Here is a 16,962-nt window from a genome sequence, read left to right as displayed (position 1 = left end):
GGAGGTAGTCGAGGTAGGGGTCGAGGCCGACGTGTTCGAGGGCGCCGTGGACGGCGACGCGGAGCATGCCGTATCCGAAGGACAGCAGGCAGTTGACTGGGTCGGTGGGTGGTCGTCGGGAGCGGCCGGGTGCGGTGCCGGGGGCGAGGTGGTCGAGGGCTTGGAAGTACTCGCGGGTGGCGTTTCCTTCGATGCCGAGGAATTCGTCGAGGCCGCGGGTGTGTTCGAGTCGGGTGAGGGCGGTGGCGTGGTGTTCGGTGGTGTCGCGCAGGCGGGTTTGGCGTGTTCTGGTGTTGTCGCGGGCGGCGCGCAGGAGTCGTTGTCGGTAGTTGTGGAGTTTGCCCGCGACGAACGCCCGGGAGAGGCGGAGTCGATGTTCCGGGTTGTTGTTGGCGCGGTACTGGGCGAGGCGGAGGTGGGGGTTCGTTGGTGAGGGTGACGCCGTTCCAGGCGACGACGTGGTCGAGGCGGGCCAGGGGCAGCAGGTGGGGCGGCCGGGGTGCACGACGCGGATGGTGTCGCCGTCGCCGAGCAGGTAGTCGTACACGGGCGCCGGGTGTGGCCGGTGGGTGTCCGGGTTCACAACGCGGCCGATGCTGCACGTTCCGGTGTCCGCGGCGTTGCGCTATTCTGCGCTCACGAACCATGGGGGTTTTCAGCGATGCTCTACTTCGGCGGTCTCTTCGGCCTTCTCACCCTGGGCCTGTGGCTGTTCTGTCTTGTCGACGTGATTACCACCGACGACGGCGACACCCGGCACCTGCCCAAGATGGCCTGGATCCTGATTGTCCTGTTCTTCCCGCTCGCGGGCTCGATCGTCTGGTTGGTGGCGGGCAAGCCCCACCGCGGGCCCGTCCGCCCGCGCGCCTACGAGCGGACGATGCCGCACTTCCCGGAGTACGACCGACCCGGCCGCTTCGCCGCCGGTGACGCCGAGTCCGACGCGGAGTTCCTGCGCCGCTGCCGCGAGCGCGCCGAGGAGCAGCGGCTCAAGGCCCGAGAGGCGGAGGGCAGGGACGGCGAGGTGCGGTAGCGGCCCCCGGTGAACCGCTTCACGTCCTTGTTCCGGCCATGCCGCGCCGTCCGAGTACACGACTGCCGCTGAACTCTCCCGGACACAAACCCGGGGCCACGCTGACCGCGTGGAGTGTCTCGAAGTTTCCGGACAGCGCCTAGATGTACTTGGCCATCAGGTTGGTTTCAGTCGGCGGTGGCCTGCGAGTGCGTGATGGCGGTCGATGTGCGGGGGTCGGCGTCCCTCGGGTGCGGGGATGGTCCTGGGGCGACGCGTCGGCACGGGGTGGTCGCCTGGTCGGGGGTGGTTGTCGCTGATCTGGTGGATTAGGTGGGCGCTGGCGGTCGTGTCGCGCGCCGCGGCGACGAGGACATGTTCACCGGCGGCTACGTCAACTCCCTTTTCGTCATGCAGCTCGTGCTCTTGTCGAGCAGGACCTCGGCGCGCCGGTCGAGGACGACGACCTGGACCTCGCCAACTTCCGCAGCATCGACGCCATCGCGGAGTTCGTCGCCCGCAGGACCGGCGTGCCCACGGGCGCATGAGCGCCCCGACCGGGCGGAGGTAGCGGTGGAGCTCTCCGATGCCCAGCGGCAGCGGCGCGCGGCGTTCCGGCTGTTCGTCGAGAAGCGGGTCGAGCCGCATGCCGAGTAGTGGGACGCGGCCGAAGCGATCCCACGCGACTTCGTGGACTCGTTCGCCGCAGAGGGTTTCTTCGGTGCCCTCGTGCCCGACGCCCACGGCGGGCAGGGCTACGATGCGGTGAGCTTCGGGCTGCTCAACGAGGCGCTCGGGGCGGCCTGTTCGTCGGTGCGCAGCATGCTGACCGTGCACAGCATGGTGGCCCACGCGGTCACCCGTTGGGGCAGTGTCGCCGTGCGCGAGCGGTGGCTGCCCGCATTGGCGTCGGGGAAGCGGGTCGGGGCGTTCGCGCTGACCGAGGAGGGATCGGGCAGCGACGCGGGCAACCTGGACACCAGGGCCGAGCGGGTCGAGGGCGGCTACCTGCTCACCGGCGAGAAGAAGTGGATCACCTATGGGCAGCGGGCGGACGTGTTCCTCGTCTTTGCCCGCAGCGAGGGCGAAGCCGCGGCGTTCCTCGTCGAGCGCGACGCCCCCGGCCTCGAGGTCGTCCCGATCAACGGGGTGCTGGGCACCCGGGCGTCGATGCTCGCCGAGCTGCGGTTGACCGCCTGCCGGGTGCCCGATTCGGCGCTGATCGCGGCATGTCCGCAGTGGCGACGAGCGCACTGGACATCGGCCGCTACAGCGTGGCGTGGGGCTGTGTGGGCATTCTCGCCGCTGCGTTGCGACTGAGCCTCGACCACGCCAGGATCGGGTCCGGTTCGTGGCGCCGCTGGCCGACCACCAGTTGGTGCAGCGGATGATCGCCGACATCGACACGAGCCTGTCCGCGGCGCGGCTGCTGTGCCTGCGGGCGGGGCTGCTCAAGGACAAGGGCGATCCCGGCACCGTCAACGCGACCTGGGCAGCCAAGTACTTCGCGTCCTGCAAGGCGTTCTCCGCCACGGCCGACGCCGTGCAGATCCTCGGCGCGCGCGGCTGCGCGCCCGGGCACCCCGCAGGCAGGCTGCTGCGCGACGCGAAGGTCATGGAGATCATCGAGGGCAGCATCCAGCTGCAGCAAACCTACCTCGCCCAGGCCGCGTACCAACACTCCCCGCTCGACTGAAACCGCTATGGGCTCTTACTGGAAGATCGAAAGGCAGTGCCATGACCGGTGACCCCACCGCGACCAGGACGATCAAGTGCGTCGTGTGGGATCTGGACGACACCGTGTGGGAGGGGGTCCTGCTCGAGAACGGCGGCGCGGCGCTGCGCCCCGGGGTGCGCCAGACCCTCGCCGCCCTCGACGAGCGGGGCATCCTGCACTCGGTGGCCAGCCGCAACGATCCCGAGGCCGCGATGGCCAGGCTGGCCGAGCTCGGGATCGCCGAGTACCTCCTCTACCCGCAGGTCGGGCGGGGCGTGAGGTCCGCGTCGGTCACCGAGATCGCCCGCGCCCTCAACATCGGCGTCGACGCCCTGGCTTTCGTCAACGACCAGCCCTTCGAGCGCGACGAGGTCGCCCACGAGCACCCCGGCGTGCTGTGTGTGGACGCGAGCGAGGTCACGGACTTGTTGGTGCGCACCGAGTTCGTGCCACGGTTCGTCACCGAGGACTCCCATCGGCGGCGGGAGATGTACCGCTCGGACCAGGAGCGCACCATCGCGGAGGAGTCCTTCGCCGGGCCGCAGGAGGACTTCCTCGCCGCACTGGACATGCGCGTCGAGATCGCCTGACCGTGCGCACCAACCAGCTCAACACGACCGGGCGCACCTATTCCTACGACGAACTGGACGCCTACCGCACCTCACCCGACCACCTGCTGCTCGTCGCCCGGCTCACCGACCGGTACGGGCCCTACGGCAACATCGGCCTCGCCTTGGTGGAGACCGGCGAGCAGTGGCGCGTCAAGGTGCTGCTCATGTCGTGCAGGGTCATGTCGCGCGGGGTGGGGACGGTCCTGATCAACCACCTCAAGCGGCGGGCACGGGACGCGGGCGCGCCGCTGCACGCGGACTTCGTACCCACCAGCCGCAACCGGATGATGCTGGTCTCGTTCAAGTTCAACGGCTTCAAGGAAGTCGGCAGGGACGGTGACCTTCGGCGCCGATCTGGACCAGATCCCCGACGACCCCGCGCACCTGCGGGCCGTCGTCGTGCCGTGATCATCCCTTGCCTGCGCGTTGGCCGCCTCTGACAGCCGGGGTGGGGTGAGGTGCCTCGGGTCTTCCGGACAGCGGACCGGCTGGAGTCCGGGTTCCACGAATGGCGCGGACGCCCGGTATCGGCCACCACGCGCGGGGACATGCTCTCCGCCCGGATCGCGGAGGTGTTCGCCGACTCCGACGTCACTTGCGGGTACCGGCGCCTCCACGCCGGCCTGGCCGCCCACGGCGTGGTGTGCGGCCCAGAACCGGTCCGCCAGATCATGCGCGAACAGGCATCAAGTACATGTGTCAGTCGGTGAGCTGGGATGGTGCGGCTTGGCCGGTTTCCGTGCTGGGGATGGTCGCATCGCAGAGCGGTTGGTGAGGAGTCCACGGTGACCCTGTCGGCAGGTGGCGGCAACTCGGCGGACCCCGCCAAGGAGGCGGATCGCGTGCGCCGGGATGCCGGAGCCACGTGGTCCAAGCGGGTGCTGGCCGTTCTGGCGGGTGTGGTGTTCCTCGCGGTCGCCGACACGTTCCTGCCACGCCCGTCGATGTGGTCAGCGCCGTCCTGTCGTCGGTGTGGGTGTACTCCCTGCTGGTCTCGGTGGTGTTGACGGCGGGGGCGCTGTGGGCGTGGCGGTGGTCGGTGGCCAGCAGTTGGCCATGGCCGCTCGCGAGGATGTCTCCCTCGATGCGGGGGCTCTGTTCACCCTGGCCACCGGCGACGCCTCGCCCGATGAGAACGTCGACTACCTGACCTTCGAGGGGCAACCGGTGCCGCTGTCGGTGTGGCGTCCCGCCGCTGCCACGGCACAAGCGCCGGTGATCGTCATGGTGCACGGCGGCGGCTGGGTGTCGGGCTCCCGCCTGGAAGGCCCCCCATCCGGGCATGCCCGATGGTTCGCTGAGCACGGCTACCTCGTCATCAGCGCCGACCTGCTGCGGCGCGCCGCGATCCCCAATCGCCTGATCAAGGTCCCCTACGGCCAGCACGCGTTCAATTTCGCCCCCGGCGCTGTCGGCACCCAGGCCCCGTGGTCGGCGAACCAGCGCAGGGTGGCCTGTCGCCACACCTGCGCTCGGGGTGGTCGTCGCCCTGGTCGCCACGCCGCTCATCGTCAACGAGATCACCCCAGGCCCTACGCCGCCATCTTGATCACGAATCCAGCGCTCGCGGAGCGCATGGGAGTCCACATCGGACTGCCCGTCGACGACCTACGGAGCGTGATCCCGTACTCGGGGCCGTACGACTTCGACACGGTCCTGAAGGCGGGTTTCCCCGCTTTCCGGACGTACGCGTGGAGCTACCCGGGGCGGAAGGACTTCGAGAGCCACCCGCGGCTGGACGAGGTCTCCACGGTCAGGACCGCCACGGCCGACTACCCGCCCACGTACATGACGGCGGGCGACGCCGACCCGCTCGAGCCGCAGACCTACGAGCTCGACGCCGTGCTGCGGGCCGGGGTGTCGCCGTGACGAGTCGGTACTGGACCGGGAGCGGGCAGGACCTGCCCCACGACTACATCTTCGACCTGCGGACGAAGGCGGCGCAGACGCGTTCGACGACCCCCTCTCCTTCATCGGCGAGCAGTCGGGGTAGAGCCGCGATCAGGTGGCGAGGAGGCGGTCGGCGCAGTCGGACCAGAGGGCGAGGGCGGGTGTGGAGGGGTCGCGGAGCCAGAGGATCTGGAGGCCGTCGAGGTAGGCGATGAGTTGGGCCGCGGTGCGCTCCGGTTCGGGGTGCCACTGTTCGAGGCCGCGCCTGAACGCGTCGCGCACGCGGTCGAGGCGCTGTCCGAAGTACTCGTGCGCCGGGTGGTCCACCTGGAGGGCTTCGACGCTGAGGACGGCGAAGAGCCGCACGATCTCCGGCTGCTCGAAGTTGAGGTACTTCGGGAGGTCCAGGTCCGGGTGCAGGCGATCTTCAGGGGATGATCCCACTTCGGCGGGATCTCCAGCGTCTGGACAGTCGTGGTTTCGGGGGTCTCCTCTGCGCGCAGACCGATCGTCAACTGCCCGAGTGCCCATGTCCTGTGAAGCGGGTGAGCGGCACGTTGTAGTCGGTGGTGTTCGTCTGCGAGTACTCGACTGTCGCCTGACCTCTGAATGTGGCGTTCGTGGAGACGCCGTTCACCTCGACGGTGACCTGGGCGTGCCATTTCCCATCGAGGGTGTCCGAGCGCTGGGTGGCCGCGGCCGTCGCCATCACGATCAGCCCGGCCACGGCTGTGGTGATCGGCGTGCGCAGCCTGCTGATCGATGTCGACATGGCGTGTCTCTTCTGAATATGGCGATGTTCGGAGTGTTCCGGCGGCCGGACACCGGCACGTGCCGGACTGCTCGCGACGATCGCTACGCGCGGTGCTCCTCACCCGATCCGGTGGACTGTGGGCAGATCATGGGTCATCGGTGGTCCGTGTGGGTAGTAGTGGACGTCGACGGGTCGTGTCGCTCCGTCGTTCCGAGAATTTGTGAGGAGAATCCGCGATGGACGTCCCGGCCGCACCTGGTGACGAGGTGCGCACCTTCGTCGTCGACGGTGCCCGATTCTCCTGCCGGATCCTGTGGAACGACGAGAATCCCCAGACGGTGCCCGTGCTGTACATCCACGACGTGTTCGCGCGGACGTACTCCCGCGGTCTCGGCGGGTCGATCGGCGATGCGGCCACCGTCGTGCTGCTGAGCCTGCCCGGCTCGGGGGACGCGGACGAGGTCCCCCCCGACGCGGCGCCCGACTTCTTCCTCCGCGCGCTGCTCGAGGTGGTGAACGAGGTGCCACTGCCGCGGGTCAACCTTGTCGGCGGGTCCGCCACCGGGCCCCTCGCCTACCAGTTCGCCCGACGTCATCCCCAGCGGGTGCGGCGGCTGGTGCTGGTCGCCGCGGTCGCGTCCGCGCGGGACCTGCACCGGCTCCACCAGGGATCTGTGCCCGAGGCATGGTCGACGGGCGGGGAGGACGACCTCACCCAGGACGACGTGTCGGCGATCCTGCGGCTGATGGTGGACTCCACCCCCGGCAGCCCGGTGATCGGACGAGACGCGGTCCGCGATCGGCTGACCGCGATGTTCGGCAGCATGACGCGCGCGGAGACCACCCGTCTCATCCGGCGCTGGCGTGCGCTCGAGGCGCTCCCCACCGACCCCGACGGCCGGTACGACGGCCCGGTCCTGGTCTTCACCGGTGAGCACGACGTGCTGACGCCCCCCGCGGCGTGTCGCGAGTTCGCCGCCACCTTCGACCAGGCGACCTTCGCGACCATCCAGCGGGCCGACCACATGGCGCACCTGGAACGGGTCGACGAGGTCGCCGACCTCATCCTCCACTTCGTCACCGACCAACCGCTCGACGACCGGCCGTACCTCACGTCTTTGGAACGCTTCTCACGATCGCGCGCCGCCTGCGCCCCGTCGACCCGGGGCCTCCCGCGGACGACGACCCAGCCCTTGACCACGACTGCCGTGAAGGACCCGAGTTGAGCGACGACACCGCGACGTCGGCACCCCACCCCGACGACGCTGTCGCCGTTGTCGGCGTGGGGTGCCGCTTCCCCCGGGGGATATCTTCGCTCGACGATCTGTGGTCGGCGCTCATCGGTGAGCGGGACCTGGTCGGCGAGATCCCGGCGGACCGCTTCGACACCGATCAGTGGGTGGCCGAGGGGAAGCGGCAGGCGCGGAAAGCGTGCACGGCCGCCGGTGCGGTGCTCGACGACCTGCGGTCGTTCGACCCCGCCTTCTTCGAGATCTCGCCGAAGGAGGCCGCCCAGGTCGACCCGCAGCAGAGGTTGTTGCTCGAGTGCGCGGTGGAGGCGTTCGACGACGCGGGCATCGACCCCGCCGGCCTGCGGGGCGGCGACGCGGCGGTCGTCGCGGGCGCGTCCCTGCACGACTACGAGGCCCTCCAGGTGCGCCGGGTGCGGCCGACGCCGTACTCGATGAGCGGCACCGCGATGTGCAACCTCGCGAACCGCGTCTCCTACTTCTTCGACCTGCAGGGGCCCTCCTACACGGTGGACACCGCCTGCTCGTCGTCGTTGCTGGCGGTGCACCACGCCTGCGAGCTGCTGCGGTCCGGTCGCAGCTCGGTGGCGTTGGCGGGCGGTGTGAACGTCCTGCTCTCCCCGTACCCCTACCTGGGCTTCTCCCAAGCATCGATGCTGTCGCCCACCGGCCGGTGCCGCCCCTTCTCCGCGGGCGCGGACGGGTACGTGCGGGCGGAGGGGGCGGCGGTGGTGGTGCTCAAGCCGTTGGGGGCGGCGGTGCGTGACGGGGACCGGGTGCTGGGCGTGATCTTGGCCAGTGAGGCCAACGCCGACGGCCGCACCGTGGGCTTGGCGCTGCCCAACGCCCGCACGCAGGCCGCGCTGCTCGAGCGGGTGTACGCGCGGGCGGGCGTGGCCCCCGAGGAGGTGGCCTACGTCGAGGCGCACGGCACCGGCACCCGGGTGGGGGACTCCGCCGAGTGCCGGGCCCTGGGGCAGGTTCTGGGCCAGCGGCGCGGCGGGGTGCCGTTGCCGATCGGGTCGGTCAAGTCCAACCTGGGCCACCTCGAGCCCGCTTCCGGCGTGGCGGGGCTGTGCAAGGCGATCGGCGTGCTGCGGGAGGAGCGGATCCCGGCGAGCCTGCACGCCGAGCCGCTCAGCCAGGAGATCGACTTCACCGGTCTGGGTCTGGCCCCGGTCACCGCGTCGCTCCCGCTGACCGGGGAGGGCCGTCGTGTCGTCGGGGTCAGCTCCTTCGGCTTCGGTGGAGCCAACGTCCACGTCGTGCTGGCCCCGCCACCCCCGGCCGGGACGGCGGCGCGGGCGGCGGGCGGCGGGTTCGAGCAGCTTCCGGTCCTGGTCACCGCTCGTACCCGGCAGGCGCTCGACGAGACGGCGGAGCTGTGGGCCGCGCGGCTGGAGAACGCTGACAAGGAGGAGTTCTACGACCTCGCCTACACCTCGTGCCGCCGCCGCACCCGGCACGAGCGCCGCTTCGCGGTGCTCGCCGACGGCCTCAAGGAGGCCGCTGAGGGGCTGCGCTCGCTGGCCCAGGGGCAGCCGCTCCCGCGTGCCGCCTCGGCGACGGCCGTGCGGCGGGGCCGAGTCGCTTTCCTGTTCAGCGGCAACGCCTCGCAATGGGTCGGCATGGGCGCCGAGCTGCTGGCCACCGACCCGGCGTTCGCCGCCGAGGTCCGCGCGGTGGACCGGGTGTTGTCCGGACTGCTCGGCTGGTCGGTGCACGGGGAACTGGCCGAGGCCGCCGATCCGGCTCGGTGGGCGCGGACGGAGGTGGCCCAGCCGCTGTTGTTCGCGGTGCAGGCGGGGCTGGTGGCGGCTCTGGCGACCCGAGGTGTGCGGCCGTCCGCCGTCGCGGGCCACAGCGTCGGCGAGGTGGCCGCCGCCTACTGCGCGGGCGCGTTGGACCTCGAGGCGGCCTGCCAGGTGATCACCGAACGCAGCCGGGCGCAGGCGCCCACCGCGGGCGTGGGGCGCATGGCGGCGGTGGGGCTGAGCCCGGAACAAGCCCAGCGGTGGATCGTCGAGCACGGGTACCGCGACCGGATCTGGCTCGCGGGGGTCAACGCCGCGCGGGATGTGACGCTGGCCGGGGAGGCGCCCGCGCTGGCTGCCTTCGGCGAGGTGATCGAGGATCGTGGTCTGTTCTTCCGCGACCTGGACCTGGACTACGCCTTCCACAGCCCGGCGATGGACTCCTTGCGCGCGCCCCTCGCCTCCTCGTTGCGTGACCTGGCGCCCGCCTCGGGCCTGATCCCCATGGTGTCCACGGTCACCGGAGAGGTGGTCGACGGCACGGTGCTGGACGCCGAGTACTGGTGGCGCAACATCCGTGAGCCGGTCCGCTTCGCCGACGCCGTCGACACGCTGCGCCACGCGCAGGAGTGCGACGTGCTCGTGGAGATCGGCCCGCACCCGGTGCTGGCCGCCTACCTGCGCCGTAGCTGCGCGCAGTCCCAGGACCCCGTGGCGATCGTGGCGACCATGCGGCGGGAGAACAGCGGCGCGGAGGTCCTGGACACCGCCTACGCGCACCTGCTGGCCGCGGGCGCCCAGCTCGACGACCACGCGATGTTCCCCAGGCCGGGCCGGGTCGCCGCGCTGCCGAGTTACCCGTGGCAGCGCGAACGCCACTGGATCGGCGGCCCGGAGTGGTGGTCCGAGGCGGCGAACGAGCACGCCACCGGCCACCAGTTGCTGGGTGGGCGGCAGGTCGCGCCCACCCCCTCGTGGAGCCAGGAGTTCGACATCGGTCGACTGGGCTGGCCCGCCGATCACCGCATCGGCCAGGACGCCGTGCTGCCCGCCGCGGCCTTCGCGGACATGGCGCTGTCGGCCGGGCACCAGGTTCTCGGCGGGCCCGTCGAGGTCACCGGGCTGCACATCGATCGCGCTCTCGTCCTCCCCGGCGGCACGGAGGCGCGTGTTCGCGTGAGCACCACGCTGTCGCCTGACGGTGCGATCACTGTCGCCAGTCAGAACGGGGATGGCGGCGACTGGGTCGAGCACGCCCGTGGCCGGGTCCGGCGCCTGCTGCGGGACGCCCTTCCCGCGCTGGACGTCCGGCAGCCGTGCCCGCGCGAAGCCGAGCAGTTCTACTCGGCGGTCGCGGGCACCGGCCTGGAATACGGCCCCGCCTTCCAGGCCCTGACCTCGCTGCGGGCCACCCCCGGCGAGGTGCTGGCCGCCTACCGCGCCCAGATCGAGTACGGCGACGCCCATCTGGCTCATCCCGCCGTGCTGGACGCGGCGATGCAACTGCTCTACCTGCTGTGGCCCGAGCTGGTGCGGGGGCAGAGGCTGTTCCTGCCGGTCCGCGTCGAGACCATCCGTTGCTGGCACCCCATGCCCCGCAATGGATTCCTTCTCGCCCGGGCCCGTCGACAGGACCCGGCGGAAGTGGTGTGGGACGTCTCGGTCACCGATGAGCAGGGGCAGGTCGCCCTGGAGCTCCTGGGCTGCCGGGCACGTCTGCACGAGGCGGTCCGCCCGGCTGAACCCGCCCAGTTGACCGAGGTGCTGCGGGCCGCGCCCCTGCCAGGGGCACTCCCGACGACCGCGAGCCCTCTGCCCCCGCCCACCGACGTGCTCGCCGCCATGACGCGTGAGCGGGTGGCGGACCACGGTGACGCCGAGGTGCACGAACAGCTCTTGGAGCTGACCGCGCACTTCGCCGCGGCGGCGATCGCCGACCTCCTGCCTGGCAGGCAGGTGTTCGCACTCGACGACCTGTTCGCGGCAGGCGTCTCCGAGGAGCACGCCGTCCTGCTGCGGACCCTGGTCGGTGTGGCGGCCGAGCGCGAGGTCCTGGCCCCCGTGGCCGCCGGGGGCTGGCGGATGGCCGTCGAGCCGCGCGCTGGGGAACTGTTCCGGAAGGCGCTCGAGGACTTGCCGGACCAGAGCTCGGCCGTGCACATCTGGGGAGTCAGCGGCCGCAACCTGGCCGCGGTGCTGCGTGGCGAACGCGACGCCCGGGAACTGCTGTGCGCCCCGCCGGACCAACTGGCCACGCGGTTCTCCGAGAGTTTCCCCCTCCTGCGCTCACACCGGCGGCGGGCCGGGCACCTGGTGCGCGCGATGATCGCCGACTGGCCTGCCGACCGACCGCTGCGGGTGCTGGAAGTGGGCGCGGGCAGCGGCGCGACCACCGCCGCACTGCTCGCGCACATGCCGCCCCGGCTCACCCGCTACACGTTCACCGACGTCACCACGGCAGGCTTCCCCCAGGCGCAGAACCGCTTCGCCTGCCACGACTTCCTCGATTACGCCACCCTGGACCTGGACGCGGACCCCGTCGAACAGGGCTTCACCCCTGGTTCGTACGACCTGGTCATCGCCGGTCACACGCTGAGCGCCCGCCGCGACCCGGCGGCGGCCCTGCGCGCGGTGGCCGACCTGCTGGCCGATCACGGGCACCTGCTCGCCCTGGAGTTCCACGCGCCGTTGGTGCCGCCGCTGGTCGAGGTGCTCGGTTCGCGACCGCCCCTGGACCGTGCGGAGTGGGCGCCGTTGCTGCACGAGTGCGGCTTCACCGGCACGGTGCACACCGGCGACGACGCGGGCGCCCACTCGGTCCTGCTCACCGCGCGCCGCCCCCGGCAGCGCGGACCCGCTGCCGTCCCGGACACCGGTGCGGCGGGCCAGTGGTTGGTCGTCGACCTGGCGGACGGCGGCGGCGTGGCGGCCGAGGTGGGCCAGGTGCTGGGCGCCCCGGTCGTGCCCGGTCACGACGACCCGGTCCGCTGGACGGCGTCGCTGTCCCGGGATGCGCTTGGCGTCGTCCTGATCGCGGGTCCGGACGACGGGTCGCCCACTGAGCGGACGGTGCGGCAGCTCGCGGTGCTGCGCGCGGTCACCACAGCCTGCGCGGCGGGCCAAACCCTGTGGGTCGTCACCGAAGGCTCGATGGATCTGCCGCTCGCCGCATCCGGCGCCGGGCTCTGGGGCGCCGCGAGGACGCTGGGCAACGAACACCCCGAGCTGAACGTCCGCAGGGTCGCGCTCACGGGGGCCACCCCCCGTGTCCTGGCCGAGCGCTTGGCCCGCGAGCTGACGTCGGGCTCCGACGAGGACGAGCTCCTGCTGACCGGCGAGGGCCGCTTCGTGACGCGGGTGCTCCCGCGCTCCGCGCCGCGGGCGCGGTCCACAGCCGAGCCGCACACCCTCACCCTGCACAACCCCGGCCTGCGCCACCGGCTGAGCTGGCAGCGGACGCCCGCGCGTGCGCCGGGCGACGGCGAGGTGACGGTGCGCGTCGAAGCGGCCGGGCTGAACTACCGCGATGTGCTGGTCGCCAACGACCTCGTCCCGCCCGCCGACCCGGACCGGCCGCTGGGGTTGGAGTGCGCGGGCGTGGTCACCGCCGCGGGCGCGGGTGTGTCCACCCTGGCCCCCGGCGACCGGGTGGCGGTCCTGGCGGCGGGCAGCCTCGCCTCGCACGTGACCGTGCCCGCGACCCAGGTCATGCCCATCCCCGCCGACCTCGGCTTCGCCGAAGCCGCCACCATGCCGACGGTGTTCCTCACCGTGCACCACTGCCTGGGCCACCTGGCCCGGCTCACCGCCGGGGAGACGCTCCTGGTCCACGGCGCGGCGGGCGGCGTGGGACTGGCGACCCTGCAGTACGCCCAGCACGTCGGCGCCCGCGTCATCGGCACCGCGGGCACCCCGGCCAAACGCGACCTGCTGCACCTGCTCGGCGTCGACCACGTGCTGGACTCGCGGAGCCTGGACTTCCTGGAACAGGTCGAGGACATCACCGAGGGCCACGGCGTCGACGTCGTGCTGAACTCGCTGGCGGGCGAAGCCCTGACGCGTGGCCTGGAACTGGTCAAACCGCACGGCAGGTTCGTCGAACTCGGCAAGCAGGACATCCTCGCGGACCGGCCGCTGCCGCTCGGCGCCTTCGCGGCGAACCTGGCGTTCTTCGGCGTCGACGTCTCGACCCTGTTCACCGCCCCGTCGTCGCTGACCGCCACCCACCTGACCGCGATCACCGAGGCGATGCGCACCGGCCGGTACCGCCCCTTGCCCTTCCGGGCCTTCCCCGCGTCCCAGGTCGAGCAGGCATTCGACTGCCTGCAGCACTCCCGGCACATCGGCAAGGTCGTCATCACCTTCGACGAGGCCGTCCCGGTGGCCCGCCCCGCCGACCCGGCACTGGACCCCGAAGCCGCCTACCTGGTCGTGGGCGGCCTGGGCGGCTTCGGGGCGGTGACCGCCCGCCACCTGGCCGCCCACGGCGCCCGCCACCTGACCCTGATCAGCAGGCGCGGCCCCAGCACGGACGAGGCGCGCACCCTGCTCGCGGATCTGCGCGGCCTCGGCGTCACGGTGCTCGCCCGTGCCGCCGACGCCGCCGACCCGCGGGCCATGCGCGAGGTCATCGCGCAGATCGATGCGGGTGGCCGCCGCCTCGCGGGCGTCGTGCACTCAGCCATGGTCCTCGACGACGCGCCGCTGACCGAACTGACCGACGAGCGCGTCCGAGCCGTCCTGACACCGAAGACGACCGCCGCGCACCTGCTCGACGACCTGACCAGGCAGCGCCACCTCGACTTCTTCGTCGTCTACAGCTCGCTCGCGGCACTGGCCGGGAACATCAGGCAGAGCGCGTACGTCGCGGCCAACCTGGAACTCGAAGCACTCATCCGCGACCGGCGCCGCGCCGGGCTGCCCGGTCTCGCCGTCCAGTGGGGCGCCATCGACGACGCCGGGTACGTGCACCGCGCGGGCCGCGCGGACGAGATGCGCCGCCTCGGCCTCGGGCGGCTGCCCGCGCACGACGCGCTGGCGGTGCTGGACCACCTGCTCGGCGACGCCGAAGCAGGCGTTGTCGCGGTCGGCCAGGTCGACGGGGACCTGCTGGCGCGGGTGCTGCCGCGCCTGGACGCGCCACGCACGGCGCCGCTGTTGTCGTCCGGGTCGCAGGACGAGGGCCAGCACGGCGTCCGCCTCCGGGAAACGCTGGAGGGCGCGACCGCCGAGGAGGCGGCGGCCATCATGCAGGACACAGTGACCGACCTGCTCGCGAAGGTCATGCAGACCACCCCGGACCACATCGACCGCTCCCGCCGCCTGGACCAACTCGGCGTGGACTCGCTGCTGACCGTGGAGTTCGCCGCTGCGATCCGGCAGGTCACCGAATCGGAGATCTCCGCGATGGAGGTCCTGGGCTTGGGGACCCTGCCCGTCATCGCCAAGCAGGTCCTCATCCGCCTGGGACACCACGAGTCCGACGACGAGTAGGAATGCCGCCTGCGATCATTGAGGGGCCCGGTCGCCGCGTAGATCCGCGGTAGGGCGCCCACCGCGACGTCCTGTGCCTCGAGCCTGTCGCCGATCTTCATGACCAGCTTCGCCAGACCGGTCGGCGCGCATCTCAGTTGTTCAGGGAGATGTCCAAAGTGGACTTGATTGGGTGTTCGCGCGGGTTACCGCCGCGGACCCCGGCGCTTCCGGCCGTGCTGGTGGTTCGGTGGCGGACCCGCCACCCGCCGACACTACGATCGGTCCCCGGCGCGTACTGAGGGGGGACCGGGTGTGAGCGACGGCTTCGGGGATCTGCTGCGGGCATGGCGCAGGCGCGCCGGGCTGAGCCAGGACGCCCTGGCCACGCGTGCCGGGCTGGGCGTTCGGACCGTGCGCGGGCTGGAGACCGGTGAGCGCTCCGACCCCAAGGTGGGCACGGTGGCCCTGCTGGCCGAGGCGCTGGAGCTGTCCGGGGCCGAACGGTCCCGGCTGTTCGCGGCGGCGGGCAGCGCCGAGGTCGTCGCCGAGCCGCCCGTGGTCGACCCGGTGGCCGCGGCGGTCGAGACGTTGGCCCACGCGGTGCGCGTGCGGTGGCAGCGCGAGGAGGAGCACCGGCAGGTGCACGACCCGCTGCCGCTGCCGGTGCGCTGGCGGGCCGCGGCCGAGGACCTGCGGGATGGCTGGGCCAACATCGCCAAGGCCCGGCCGGGCACGTCCGCCCCGGCGATCGACCTCGCGGGCAGCCTCGACGAGGTCGTGGCCGTCCACCGCCGGGTGCCCTCCGGCAGGCTGGTCGTCCTCGGGCGGGCCGGGGCCGGGAAGACGACCTTGACCACCCGGTTCGTGCTCGACCTGCTGGCCACCCGGGCGCCGGGCGCGCTGGTTCCGGTGATCTTCGGCCTCGGCTCGTGGAACCCGGCCGAGCGCGATCTGCGCGACTGGCTGACCGAGCAGTTGGTGCGCGACCACCCCGGCCTCGCCGGGCCCGGCCCTAGCGGGTCGACGCTGGCGGCCGCGCTGGTGGAGACCAGCCGGGTGCTGCCGGTGCTCGACGGGTTCGACGAGATCGCGCCCGGTCTGCACCGGGCGGCCTTGGCGGCGGTCAACCAGACGGCGCTGCCGCTCGTGCTGACCAGCAGGCCGGACGAGTACCGCGCCGCCGTCGAGGCGACCGACGTGCTCACCGCCGCCGCGGCCGTCGAACTGGTGGACCTCACCGTCGACGACGTGGCCGACTACCTGCCCCGCACCACGCGCAAGGCCACCGGCTGGGAGCCGGTGGTCGCCGCCGTCCGCGCCGACCCCGGCAGCGCGGTCGCCACCGTGCTGACCACGCCGCTGATGATCTCGCTTGCCCGCCGGGTCTACAGCGACACCCCCGACCACGACCCGGCCGAGCTGCTCGACACCGAGCGGTTCCCCACCCCGGCGTCGATCGAGCGGCACCTGCTGGCCTCGTTCGTGCCCGCCGTCTACCAGGACCGGCCGGGCGAGTTCGGCGACCGGGCCCAGCACTGGCTCGGCTACCTCGCCGGGCACCTGTCCGCCCTCGGCACCCACGACCTGGCGTGGTGGCGGCTCGGCACGGAGCTGCCCCGGCGCACCAGGGCGCTGGTGGTCGGGGTCGTCTCGGGGATCGGCTTCGGCCTCACCGACCTGGTGGTCGAACGGGCCCTCCTGGGCGTGATCACCCTGGGCAGCCTCCTGTTCTTCCCGGCCATCACGCTCGTGACCGGCGTCGCCTTCGGCCTGATGTACGCGCGCGTGGTCCGCGCGCAGGAGCACACGCCCACCCGGGCGCGCGTCCGGCTGCGCGGCTGGTCCGGCGGTCGGTGGTCGAGAGTGCGGGCCCGGGCACGCCTCGGCCTGCTGGCGGGCGCGCTGCTCGGTGGTGTGTACGGCGTTCTCCGGACGATCGTGACCTGGTTGAACGCGGGCGTCGCGCTACCGCTGACGGCCACGCTCAACGACGTCTGCGTCTACAGCGCGGTGTTCGCGGTGGGGGCCGCGCTCGCCCTGGGCGTGACCGCGGCCGTCGAGGCGCCGCAGGACATCCGCTCGGCCGCGGGGTCGGAAGACCTGCTGCTGTCCAACCGCGGGACAGCGCTCGTGCAGCTCGCGCTGGCAGTCCCCGTCTTCGTCGGCGTGGTCAACCTGCTCATCGGGCTGGTCGTCACGGTGTCCGGCGGCGTCCTGGGCGGGGTGCCGGTCGGCTGGGGCGGGCGGGACGCGCTCGGCGTGACGCTCATCAGCGCGCTCGGCAGCGCGCTCGGCGCGCTGTTCAGCCTGTCGGCGTGGGGCCAGTGGCTCGTGTTCGGCCGCTTCTGGCTCCCGCTGACCGGCAGGCTGCCGTGGCGGGTCACCCGGTTCGTCGACGACGCCTACCGGCGCGGCGTCCTGCGGCGGGCGGGCGCCGTGCACCAGTTCCGCCACGCCCGCCTCCAGGAACACCTCCACCGCGCCCTTTCGCCCTGATCA

Annotated in this window: 13 protein-coding genes; 10 read left to right on the top strand and 3 right to left on the bottom strand. The window is 72.2% G+C overall.

Annotation, left to right across the window (positions count from 1 at the left end):
- On the bottom strand, nt 1–547 hold a 547-nt coding region (gene cas1, locus GCL84_RS02055), incomplete at its 3' end, for a CRISPR-associated endonuclease Cas1 (protein WP_156753591.1).
- Between the two features lie 114 nt (nt 548–661).
- Here cas1 and GCL84_RS02050 point away from each other — a divergent pair.
- From GCL84_RS02050 to GCL84_RS02030, 7 genes are all read left to right on the top strand, one after another.
- Entirely contained in the window at nt 662–1,033 is a 372-nt protein-coding gene (locus GCL84_RS02050; protein ID WP_156753590.1) for a PLD nuclease N-terminal domain-containing protein, read from the top strand.
- Between the two features lie 669 nt (nt 1,034–1,702).
- Nucleotides 1,703–2,332 carry an acyl-CoA dehydrogenase family protein gene (locus tag GCL84_RS29750; RefSeq protein WP_235925933.1) on the top strand — a complete coding sequence of 210 codons (630 nt, stop codon included), beginning with the start codon at nt 1,703–1,705 and terminating at the stop codon, nt 2,330–2,332.
- Nucleotides 2,292–2,708, top strand: a complete 417-nt coding sequence (locus GCL84_RS29745; RefSeq protein ID WP_235925932.1) for an acyl-CoA dehydrogenase family protein — start codon at nt 2,292–2,294, stop codon at nt 2,706–2,708. The genes GCL84_RS29750 and GCL84_RS29745 overlap by 41 nt, the downstream gene beginning before the upstream one ends.
- A 41-nt stretch (nt 2,709–2,749) precedes the next feature.
- Nucleotides 2,750–3,319, top strand: a complete 570-nt coding sequence (locus GCL84_RS29740) for an HAD-IIIC family phosphatase (RefSeq protein ID WP_235925931.1) — start codon at nt 2,750–2,752, stop codon at nt 3,317–3,319.
- 2 nt (nt 3,320–3,321) lie between these two features.
- Nucleotides 3,322–3,780 carry a hypothetical protein gene (locus GCL84_RS29735; protein ID WP_235925930.1) on the top strand — a complete coding sequence of 153 codons (459 nt, stop codon included), beginning with the start codon at nt 3,322–3,324 and terminating at the stop codon, nt 3,778–3,780.
- Between the two features lie 108 nt (nt 3,781–3,888).
- Entirely contained in the window at nt 3,889–4,050 is a 162-nt protein-coding gene (locus GCL84_RS30915; protein WP_407924350.1) for an IS3 family transposase, read from the top strand.
- Between the two features lie 316 nt (nt 4,051–4,366).
- Nucleotides 4,367–5,209, top strand: a complete 843-nt coding sequence (locus GCL84_RS02030; protein WP_197522955.1) for an alpha/beta hydrolase — start codon at nt 4,367–4,369, stop codon at nt 5,207–5,209.
- Between the two features lie 132 nt (nt 5,210–5,341).
- On the opposite strand, the gene GCL84_RS02025 is transcribed toward GCL84_RS02030, so the two are convergent.
- The gene (locus GCL84_RS02025) at nt 5,342–5,674 is read right to left on the bottom strand and encodes a hypothetical protein (RefSeq protein WP_156753587.1); all 333 of its coding nucleotides are present in this window, start codon (nt 5,672–5,674) and stop codon (nt 5,342–5,344) included.
- A 67-nt stretch (nt 5,675–5,741) separates the two neighbouring features.
- Nucleotides 5,742–6,002 carry a hypothetical protein gene (locus GCL84_RS02020; protein ID WP_156753586.1) on the bottom strand — a complete coding sequence of 87 codons (261 nt, stop codon included), beginning with the start codon at nt 6,000–6,002 and terminating at the stop codon, nt 5,742–5,744.
- A gap of 218 nt (nt 6,003–6,220) precedes the next feature.
- Here GCL84_RS02020 and GCL84_RS02015 point away from each other — a divergent pair, with 218 nt between their 5' ends.
- From GCL84_RS02015 to GCL84_RS02005, 3 genes are all read left to right on the top strand, one after another.
- On the top strand, nt 6,221–7,210 hold the full coding sequence (locus GCL84_RS02015; RefSeq protein ID WP_156753585.1) for an alpha/beta fold hydrolase: 990 nt from the start codon (nt 6,221–6,223) through the stop codon (nt 7,208–7,210).
- A complete protein-coding gene (locus tag GCL84_RS02010) occupies nt 7,207–14,481 on the top strand; it encodes a type I polyketide synthase (RefSeq protein WP_197522954.1) in 7,275 nt (2,424 codons plus the stop codon). The genes GCL84_RS02015 and GCL84_RS02010 overlap by 4 nt, the downstream gene beginning before the upstream one ends.
- 294 nt (nt 14,482–14,775) lie before the next feature.
- Nucleotides 14,776–16,959: a helix-turn-helix domain-containing protein gene (locus tag GCL84_RS02005; protein ID WP_156753583.1), complete on the top strand. Its 2,184-nt coding sequence runs from the start codon at nt 14,776–14,778 to the stop codon at nt 16,957–16,959.
- The last annotated feature ends 3 nt before the right edge of the window (nt 16,960–16,962 follow it).

Source organism: Actinokineospora pegani (assembly GCF_009745975.1).
In the GTDB taxonomy this organism is placed as follows: Bacteria; Actinomycetota; Actinomycetes; order Mycobacteriales; family Pseudonocardiaceae; genus Actinokineospora; species Actinokineospora pegani.
This window is presented reverse-complemented; position numbering and strand designations above follow the sequence as displayed.